Here is an 8,463-nt window from a genome sequence, read left to right as displayed (position 1 = left end):
GCCGCCGGCCGCGGCTCCGGCTCCGCCGGCAGCGCGGGTTCCGGTCGAAGCGCCGCCAACGGCAGTTGCGGTACCGACTGGCGGCGGCACGCTGCTGCATGTGGCGAGCGGACAGCGCTTCGCGTTGGATGCCGCGCGCGAGGAATACCTGATCGGTCGGGTCGATCCGGTCACCGGGATCACGCCGGAGATCAATCTGGGGCCGCTCGATACTGCGCGGAGCCTGAGCCGGCGCCACGCCAAGCTGCTGCGCCAGGGTGGCGCGCTGTTCCTGCGCGAGGAGGTCGGCACCGCCAACGGTACATTCGTCAACGGCCAACGTATCGCGACCGGTGCGGCCGTTGCGATCAAGCCCGGCGACCGACTGCGTTTCGGCACTATCGACATAGAATTGGTCGCGTCCTGAGGCGCGTACGGAGAACGTCATGAGCAACGATCGGATCGCGGCACTGGAAGCCATCGATGTCAGCGCCGTCGATGCGCTCAAAGCGCTGAAGGCCGAGCAGGACGTCCTTACCGAGCGGCTGCAGCAGCTCGAGGAAAAGCGCAGTGCCGTTGCCGAGCCGGTCTACCTGCGCGTTCGCGGCGATTACGAGACGCGCAACCGCGAACTCGAGCAGAAGGCCGCGCCGCTCAAACAGCAGGCGCGCGTGCAGTACCACGAGTTGAGCGCGCTGCTCGATCGCTATACCGGCGATCATGAGTCGATCACGCTCGATCGGCAGGAAATCGAGCTGCGGCATCAGCTCGGCGAATTCGACGATGCCGAGTTCAAGCGTCGCATCGCCGATCTCGAAACCGAGCTTGCCGCGCGCGCGGATGCGCTCAAGCGTGCACAGGATCTGAAAGCGAGCTTTCTCGAAGCATTTCATTCCGAAGCCGAGCTGCAGCTCGGCGCGCCCGCAGCGCCGGTGGCAGTGCCTCCGGCAACCGTGCCGCCGCCGGTTGCGGCGAGCGCCCCTACCGTACCCGGCGGATTCCGCACGCTGGAAACCGAGCCGGTCAGCGATCAGACCCAGGTCTTTTCGGCGCTGCCGCCGTTGCCGCCGTCACCGCCGCCGACCGCTTCCGCGCCGCCTCCGGCACCAACCTCCGGCGCGGCTCCCGCGAAGCCGGCCCGGCCGCCGAGCGAAACGCAGATGATGCCGGTACTCGATATTCCGCTGCCGACGCGCAACAGCGCGGCGCCCGCGGCCGCGTCGGGTGCGACGGTCGTCGTACGCGCGGCGCGCCTCGTGCCGCAGAACCCTGAAGCGGGAAAGAACAGCATCGTGTTGAACCTCAACGCGGTCAGCATCGGTGCCGACGCCGGCAACGACGTGCGCGTCGGCGGGCCCGGCGTCGATGCGAAGCATGCGCAGCTCACGGTCAGCATGGCGGGTTACACCGTCGTCGATCTGGGATCGCCGCATGGCACGCGCGTCAATGCCGAAAAGATCCGCGAGCGGTTGCTGCGCGACCAGGACGTCATCCAGATCGGCGCGGCACGCTGGGTATTTCGCGAGGGCTGAGGCATGGCCATCGAGCTCGCCTGCGGGCAGCAGGGACAGGTCCATATCGTTGCGCTGGGCGGTCGTCTGGACGCCGATGGCGCGGTCGACCTCGAGCTCGGCCTGCAGGAGCTCGAAGCTCAGGGCGGCCAGCATTTCGTCATCGATGCGGCTGGGCTGATCTACGCATCGAGCGCCGGACTGAAGTCGCTCGCCGCGTTTGCTTCGCGCGTGGCGCGAGCGAAAGGCTCGGTTCGTCTTGGCGGCATTCCGCCGGCTCTGCAGGCGGTCTTCAAACAGGGCTTGCCGCAGCAGATTCCGACTTATCCGAATCGCGCGGCGGCGTTGGTCGCACATCCGGCCATCGGTCTCGATCCTGCGCTCGTGCAGGTGGCAACACGGTTGATCGGGGCTGACGTCATCGTTCCTTCGGGCGGTGAGGCCACGGCGCTTGGCGAGGAAGCCGCGCGCCTGCTCGATGCCAAACCGCCGCCGGGTCAACCGGAGGTGCCGAAACCGCCGCGCGCCCCGACGCCGCTGCCGCCGTCGCGCGAGCCTGAACGCGACGCCGAACCCGATCCGGGTGCCGACGAAGGTCTCGGCGGTAAGCTGCGTCGCCTGCTGGGGCCGAAATAGCACGCGCGGCGTGCGTATCCGATCCCGATCTTTCGTTTCTCAAGGAGTCGAGCAATGACGATAGCGCTGTGGTGCATCCTGGTCGCGGCGCTGCTGCCGTTCGCGTATACGATCATCGCGAAAGTGGGTCATGAGGCCGGAGTTCGACGCCTCAACCGACAGCCGCGTGTGTATCAGGCCGAGCTGACCGGCTACAGGGCGCGCGCGCATTGGGCGCATCTGAACGGCATCGAGGCGTTTCCGCCGTTTGCCGCGGCGGTGCTCGTCGCGCAGTTCGTACGGGCGCCGCAGGGTCTGATCGACCTGTTCGCGGTCGCATTCATCGTGCTGCGGCTCGTCTACGGCGCGTTCTACCTCACCGACAAGCCGCCGCTGCGCAGCATCACCTGGTTTCTGGGTCTGGCGTGCGTGATTGGCTTGTTCGTCGTTGCGGCGATAGCCTGATCGCAAAAGAAAAAGACCGGATGACTTGCGTCATCCGGTCCAAAGCGGCGCTACGACTACGGGGAGGGGGAGGGTCGTCGTAGCGCGGCTTGATGCTCTTGCTTGAAGTCTTACTTGGCGACCGCGGCGGTGGCCTTCTTGAACGAATCCACGTTGCTCTTGATGGTTTCGTTCGTCACGGCGAAGTTGGTCTTGGCCAGTTCGCCGAGCGCTTCGCTGGTCTTGACGGTGATGCCGAACACTTCCTGGCTGGTCGCGTAGGCCTTTTCAGCCGATTCCTTGGCCAGGGTGACGCCCTTCGGCCAGATGGCCTTGAGGCCGTCGAAATCGCGGACTTCGAGCGCTTCGGTGACGAACGCGGCGGTCGCGTTGGCGCGGTTCTCGAAAGCCTTCAGCTGCAGGTCGGCGATCTTTTCGAAGTTCTGCAGAGCCAGGCCCTGCACCTTGAACGCGGCTTCGGCAAAGCTCTTGCTGAAAGCCAGCACCTGGTTGTTGTACTGCTCGATCATTGGCTTGCCCTCGTCAGGCGTTTGGGGGGATGACGGGGCGCACTCTAACCGGGTTTTTGTTGCGGCGCAACAGAAATCTTCAAACTTTCGCGTTCAGTAGGCGTAAAAATTAAAGACCTAACTGATATTGAAGGATTTATTTCGATTTCAAGAAGTTTCCGCGTCGCGTCAATTTGGGGTCAGTCCAGCCGAAAGAGCGGTTCGGAAATCGCGCGGCGCTTTCTCGCCGAGCCAGATCGACAGCAGAACCGTGTTGAACTCGACGCCCGGCATCTGGCCCGCCGGCTTGTCGTCGATGAAGACCCGCATGCCTGCGTCCGGGATGTAGTCGAACAGGATCACCTGGCCGTGCCGCGCCGGGCCGAACATTTCGACGAAGCGCTCGACGCCGGACTTGATGCGTCCGAGCCGGTCGGCTCCGGCGGCTTCGGTGAATGCCTTGCGCCAATAGTCTTCGACGCGGGTTTCCTCAAGTTCGGGAATCTGCCAGACGACGATGATGCGGTACGGACTGAGGCCCGATTGCAATTGCTCGAGGCTTCGTACCGAGTTCGGCAGATAGAGCGCGGCGGCATAGAACGGAACGAAGTTGCGGTCCAGTACGGCGGCGCCGGAAAGACGCAGGTTGTTGCCGACGCCCGGCACGTTCATGCGGTCGGCGAACTCGTGGCCGGCTACGGTCACGGCGCCGGCAGTGGACGCAAACAACGACAGCAGCAGAAGTGCGAAACCACGCAAGGTACGCATGCGGCACCGTCCCCTCGGATCAGGGGCGAATCTTAGCCCTTCACACGGCGCTAGGGGCCGGTATAGCTGCAGCCGGAGGTGCAGGTTTCGTGAACCACGACGCGGCTCAGCAACGGCAGTGCCGGTTTGAGCTTCGCCCAGATCCACACCGCGAGGACTTCGCTGGTCGGGTTCTCGAGTCCGTCGATCTCGTTGAGACAGCGATGATCGAGTGCCTCGAAGACCGGCGCGAACGCCTGCTTGATGTCGGCGAAGTCCATGACCCAGCCGAACCTCGGGTCGATCGGCCCCGATACGTGAATGTCGATGCGGAAAGAGTGCCCGTGGAGGCGGGAACACTTGTGGCCCGCCGGAACTGCAGGCAGGCGATGCGCAGCCTCGATCTGAAATGTCTTGAACAGATCCATGGGGGCGCTGCTGCCGGGACTCGCCAGCGGACGAATCCAGAAGAATAAAGTGGTGGCTAGAGGCGGGATCGAACCGCCGACCTCAGCATTATGAGTGCCGCGCTCTGACCGGCTGAGCTACCTAGCCACTGGGGCGAACGTGCCCGAAAGGGCGTGGATTGTATCCCTGGTTTCACAGGTGTCAAGCCGGATATGGCCGCGCTGCCTTGCTGGCGTCGCGCGGCCTGTGGAAGAATCGGTCCCAGCACGTATTTTCTGGAGTCGACCGGTGATCGATCCCGATGGCTACAGGCCCAATGTGGGCATAGTCCTTTTGCGGGACGACGGTCGATTGTTCTGGGCGCGCCGCATCAATCGCGACGGCTGGCAGTTTCCGCAGGGGGGCATGCGCAGCGACGAAACGCCGCTTGAGGCGATGTATCGCGAGCTCGAAGAGGAAACCGGACTGTTTCCCGAGCACGTCGAAGTGCTTGCGGTCACGCCGGGCTGGCTGCGTTACCGTCTTCCGCGACGCTACCTGCGCCGCAACGAGCGGCCCGTCTGCATCGGTCAGAAACAGGTCTGGTTCCTGCTTCGATTCCTCGGCGAGGAGCGTCATCTGCGGCTCGATGCGAACGAGAAGCCCGAGTTCGATCTTTGGCGATGGGTCGATTTCTGGTATCCGGCGCAGAACGTCGTCACGTTCAAGCGTCAGGTCTATGAGCGTGCGCTGCGGCAGTTCGCGCCGGCGGTCGAGCGCGCCTGCCGCGTCCGGCTCGAGCAACCCGCCATCGAACAGGCGTTGCGCGCCAAGCTGCAGGTACTCGCCGAAGTCGGCTGACGGACACGTTCAGGTTTCGTCGCCAAAACGGAAGCTTGTTGACACTCATTCTCATTTGCAGTCCAATGCATCGCACTGGAGAACTGCATGTACGTTTGTGTCTGCAACGGCGTTACCGACAAAGCCATTCGCGCGGCAGCTGCCGACGGTGTTTCGTCGCTGGCGGAGTTGACCATGCGTACGGGTTGCGCCGGCACCTGCGGTGCCTGCGCCGATTTTGCCGAACAGGTGTTGCACGAGGCGCTCCCGCGCAACGCCCGCCTGTTCGAGCTTCCGGTACTTGCAGCCGCCTGACCGGGCTCTCCGCACCCAATGCATTTTTCGCTGCCGCGCTCGGCAGCTTCCGTCGCCGCGTCGGTAGCGACATTGCATCCAATTCGCATTTCTTCGTGCCGCCGGTGCGAGCGCTATAGTCGGTGCCGATTTCCGCTGGAGAACGGCCATGAAGGGCGACGCCAAGATCATCGAGCACCTGAACAAGGCGCTCTATAACGAACTCACCGCGATCAACCAGTATTTCCTGCACGCCCGCATGTTCAAGAACTGGGGCTTCAAGGTGCTCGCCGAGCACGAATACAAGGAATCGATCGACGAGATGAAGCACGCGGATAAGCTCATCGAGCGCATCCTGTTTCTCGAAGGGCTGCCGAATCTGCAGAACCTCGGCAAGATTCTCGTCGGCGAGACGCCGCGCGAATGTCTCGAATGCGATCTGAAACTCGAATATGCCGCCGTGCCGGATCTGCGCGCTGCGATTGCCGATGCGGAAAAAGCTGGCGACTACGTCAGCCGGGAATTGTTCGAACACATCCTCGAGTCGGAGGAAGAGCACATCGATTGGCTCGAGACGCAGCTGGGGCTGATTCAGCAGCTCGGCGAGCAGAGCTATCTGCAAAAGCAGATCGGCAGCTGAAGCAATCAACGAAGCGGGCGCAATGCCCGCTTCGACATTTCAGGCGCCGCTGCGCGCCAGCAGGCTGCGCAGCTCTGCCGAAACGCGGCCGTATTCCCTCGTGAGGTCCCGCACCAACGTGCCGGGGTCAGACAATGTGCCGCTGCGAGCGCCGTGTTCGATGCGCTTGGCAATCTCGGCGAGCGTCATCGCACCGAGATTGGCGCTGGTGGACTTCAGTGAATGCGACGGAGCGATCAGGCCGTTGGCATCGTTGCGTCCGGCGGCTGCTTCGAGCAGCGCGAGATTCTTCGGCGTGTCTTCGAGATAGACGCCGACGAGTTCGGTGAATTCCTCGCCCATGACGTCGAGGAGATCGCGCACGATCTCCTGATCGAGCGCAGCGCCATCGCGCGTCGCGAGCGGACTCGGCGTCGCAATCCCTTCGCCGAGCGCGACCCCCGATCCGGTCGCCGGTTTGAGCGGAGCGCTCGCAACGGCGTGCACGCCCGGCTGCGCGAAGACCCGTGCCGGGATGCTGGGGGTTGCTGCTTCCGGAGCGGCGGCACGGCTCTGGGCCTGCTTCGGCAGCCATTTGCGCAGCGTCGTTTCGAGCAGGCCGCGATTCATCGGCTTGGACAGGTACTCGTCCATGCCCGCACCAAGGCATTTTTCGCGGTCGCCGGCCATGGCATTGGCGGTCATCGCGATGATCGGCATGCGCGGCAGCCGGGCCTCGGCTTCGCGCGTGCGCCGAACGCGTGTTGCCGTATAGCCGTCCATGACCGGCATCTGGCAGTCCATGAGCACCAGATCGAAGTGGCCGGCATCGAGCTTCTCGAGCGCCTCCTTGCCGTTTTCGGCGAGTTCGAGGCTGAGCCCGAGCAGCGTCAGGATGCGCTGTGCCACCTGCCGGTTCACGGGGTTGTCTTCGACCAGCAAAACGTGACCGCGCAGCGGTGCCGTCGCGGAATCCGGTGCGCCGAGCTGCACGCCCGGTTCCAGCGTATCGACGGGCGGCGCCGCGACGGCTTCTTCTTTCGGCGCACTCTGTTGAACGCCGAGCAATCCGTTCAACGCGCCGCGCAGCTCCGCATCCGAATAGCCCGCGGCAACCACGGCTGAGCGTCCGTCCTGGCGCAGTTCCGCAGGAACGTCGTCGCCGCTCGCGACGAATGCGAACCGCACGCGTTCGAGCGTCGGTTCCCGCAATACATTGCGCAGCAGCGCTGCCGGGTTGCCGCGCATGCTGCCGAGATCGACGATGAGCAGATCGACCGCCCAGCCTTCGCCCATCTGCGCGGCGCTGCGCAGTTTCGCGAGCGCCTCGGCGGCGACGTTGGTCGTCGTGAATTGCACGCCCCAGGTCGTCAGATAGCTCGACAGACGTCGCTGAGTCCCGGCCTCATCGACGACGACGAGCGCACGGGCGCCGCTGAGGTCGGTGCGCGCGCCGGGTCCGTCGCCGAGCGCCTTGAGGAAGGGTACGCTGAACCAGAATGTGGAGCCGCGGCCGAGTTCGGACTTGACGCCGATCTTGCCGCCCATGAGATCGATGATCCGTTTGCAGATGACGAGACCCAGGCCGGTGCCGCCATGGATGCGCGTCGTCGATGCGTCGGCCTGCGAGAACGGCTGGAACAGCTTGTCGGCGACCTCGGGGGCGATACCGACGCCCGTGTCCTGAACCTGGAACATCACCTCGTTGTGGCTGCGCGTTTCGCCGCGGCGCGTAACGCGGATCGACACGCTGCCGCGCTCGGTGAACTTGATCGCGTTGCTGACGAGATTCGTCAGTACCTGCCGCAGCCGCACGGGATCGCCGCGGACTGCAAGGCGCACGGCCGGATCGATCGCCACCGAGAAAGCGAGGCCCTTGCTTTCGGCCGCCTTCTCCATGAGTCGCTTCACCGCGTCGAGCACCTCGCGCAGATTGATGCCGACGGCTTCGAGCTCGAGCTTGTTCGCCTCGATCTTCGAATAGTCGAGGATGTCGTCGACGATGCGCAGCAGCTCGCGCGCCGAGCGGTACGCGGTCATCAGATAGTCGCGCTGGTCCGGCGCGAGCCTGGTCGACAGGACGATGTCGAGCAGCGGGATCACGCCGTTGAGCGGCGTGCGGATCTCGTGGCTCATCGTCGCGAGGAATTCGCTCTTGGCCATCATCGCGGCCTCGGCGTCCTGCTTGGCCTTCATGAGGTCCTGCTGCACCTGGCGCAGTTCGTCGACCTCGGCCTGCAACGTCGGCGCGGCGGCCGCGGCCGGCTGCGGCGATGCCCGGCGCGCCATGGCCACGTGCTCCGGCGTCGTTTGCGATGCATCGCCGTCGTTGCCGCCGTGGCCGGCCAGGAACAGCAGGACGCCGCCGAGCAGCAGCAGCGGAGCCATCCAGAAGTTGTGCGGCGGCGGTACGACGATCAGGACGACCAGGCTTGCGCTGATCACGACCGCGAGGCCGCCCCAGCGCATCGCTCCGGCGAGTCGTTTCCAATCCCCCATGCTCGTCCCTCGTCAGCGC

General features: G+C 64.7%; 11 protein-coding genes and 1 tRNA gene. 7 read left to right on the top strand and 5 right to left on the bottom strand.

Annotated elements, in window-relative coordinates:
* From VLF18_RS17250 to VLF18_RS17235, 4 genes are all read left to right on the top strand, one after another.
* On the top strand, positions 1–406 hold a 406-nt coding region (locus tag VLF18_RS17250), incomplete at its 5' end, for an FHA domain-containing protein (RefSeq protein WP_325280866.1).
* Between the two features lie 19 nt (positions 407–425).
* Positions 426–1,511: an FHA domain-containing protein gene (locus VLF18_RS17245; RefSeq protein ID WP_325280865.1), complete on the top strand. Its 1,086-nt coding sequence runs from the start codon at positions 426–428 to the stop codon at positions 1,509–1,511.
* Between the two features lie 3 nt (positions 1,512–1,514).
* Positions 1,515–2,126, top strand: coding sequence for an STAS domain-containing protein (locus tag VLF18_RS17240; protein ID WP_325280864.1), 612 nt, complete (start codon positions 1,515–1,517; stop codon positions 2,124–2,126).
* 54 nt (positions 2,127–2,180) lie between these two features.
* The gene (locus VLF18_RS17235; protein ID WP_325280863.1) at positions 2,181–2,570 is read left to right on the top strand and encodes an MAPEG family protein; all 390 of its coding nucleotides are present in this window, start codon (positions 2,181–2,183) and stop codon (positions 2,568–2,570) included.
* A gap of 110 nt (positions 2,571–2,680) precedes the next feature.
* On the opposite strand, the gene VLF18_RS17230 is transcribed toward VLF18_RS17235, so the two are convergent.
* The 4 genes from VLF18_RS17230 to VLF18_RS17215 all read right to left on the bottom strand — a co-directional run bounded on the left by VLF18_RS17230 (position 2,681) and on the right by VLF18_RS17215 (position 4,360).
* A complete protein-coding gene (locus tag VLF18_RS17230; RefSeq protein WP_325280862.1) occupies positions 2,681–3,079 on the bottom strand; it encodes a phasin family protein in 399 nt (132 codons plus the stop codon).
* Positions 3,080–3,247: 168 nt separating this feature from the next.
* Positions 3,248–3,973, bottom strand: a complete 726-nt coding sequence (locus tag VLF18_RS17225) for a chalcone isomerase family protein (protein ID WP_325280861.1) — start codon at positions 3,971–3,973, stop codon at positions 3,248–3,250.
* Entirely contained in the window at positions 3,877–4,233 is a 357-nt protein-coding gene (gene queD, locus VLF18_RS17220; protein ID WP_325280860.1) for a 6-carboxytetrahydropterin synthase QueD, read from the bottom strand. Before queD ends, VLF18_RS17225 begins: the two co-directional genes overlap by 97 nt.
* A gap of 50 nt (positions 4,234–4,283) precedes the next feature.
* Positions 4,284–4,360, bottom strand: a tRNA-Met gene (locus tag VLF18_RS17215).
* 141 nt (positions 4,361–4,501) lie between these two features.
* On the opposite strand from VLF18_RS17215, the gene VLF18_RS17210 reads away from it, so the two are divergent.
* From VLF18_RS17210 to bfr, 3 genes are all read left to right on the top strand, one after another.
* A complete protein-coding gene (locus VLF18_RS17210) occupies positions 4,502–5,053 on the top strand; it encodes an RNA pyrophosphohydrolase (RefSeq protein WP_325280859.1) in 552 nt (183 codons plus the stop codon).
* Between the two features lie 87 nt (positions 5,054–5,140).
* A complete protein-coding gene (locus tag VLF18_RS17205; RefSeq protein ID WP_325280858.1) occupies positions 5,141–5,347 on the top strand; it encodes a (2Fe-2S)-binding protein in 207 nt (68 codons plus the stop codon).
* Between the two features lie 148 nt (positions 5,348–5,495).
* Positions 5,496–5,966, top strand: a complete 471-nt coding sequence (gene bfr, locus VLF18_RS17200; RefSeq protein ID WP_325280857.1) for a bacterioferritin — start codon at positions 5,496–5,498, stop codon at positions 5,964–5,966.
* 39 nt (positions 5,967–6,005) lie between these two features.
* Here bfr and VLF18_RS17195 read toward each other — a convergent pair whose 3' ends face one another.
* Positions 6,006–8,444: an ATP-binding protein gene (locus VLF18_RS17195; RefSeq protein ID WP_325280856.1), complete on the bottom strand. Its 2,439-nt coding sequence runs from the start codon at positions 8,442–8,444 to the stop codon at positions 6,006–6,008.
* Positions 8,445–8,463: the final 19 nt, after the last annotated feature.

It is taken from the genome of Tahibacter sp., from assembly GCF_035481375.1.
In the GTDB taxonomy this organism is placed as follows: domain Bacteria; phylum Pseudomonadota; class Gammaproteobacteria; order Xanthomonadales; family Rhodanobacteraceae; genus Tahibacter.
Note: the sequence above shows the minus strand (reverse complement) of the source record. Positions and strands in the feature narration are given on the sequence as shown.

Bases quoted from the DNA above. Each gene is read 5' to 3' on its own strand.
- VLF18_RS17245 (WP_325280865.1), top strand. From the start codon at position 426: ATGAGCAACGATCGGATCGCGGCACTGGAAGCCATCGATGTCAGCGCC.
- VLF18_RS17240 (WP_325280864.1), top strand. From the start codon at position 1,515: ATGGCCATCGAGCTCGCCTGCGGGCAGCAGGGACAGGTCCATATCGTT.
- VLF18_RS17235 (WP_325280863.1), top strand. From the start codon at position 2,181: ATGACGATAGCGCTGTGGTGCATCCTGGTCGCGGCGCTGCTGCCGTTC.
- VLF18_RS17230 (WP_325280862.1), bottom strand. From the start codon at position 3,079: ATGATCGAGCAGTACAACAACCAGGTGCTGGCTTTCAGCAAGAGCTTT.
- queD (WP_325280860.1), bottom strand. From the start codon at position 4,233: ATGGATCTGTTCAAGACATTTCAGATCGAGGCTGCGCATCGCCTGCCT.
- VLF18_RS17205 (WP_325280858.1), top strand. From the start codon at position 5,141: ATGTACGTTTGTGTCTGCAACGGCGTTACCGACAAAGCCATTCGCGCG.
- bfr (WP_325280857.1), top strand. From the start codon at position 5,496: ATGAAGGGCGACGCCAAGATCATCGAGCACCTGAACAAGGCGCTCTAT.
- VLF18_RS17195 (WP_325280856.1), bottom strand. From the start codon at position 8,444: ATGGGGGATTGGAAACGACTCGCCGGAGCGATGCGCTGGGGCGGCCTC.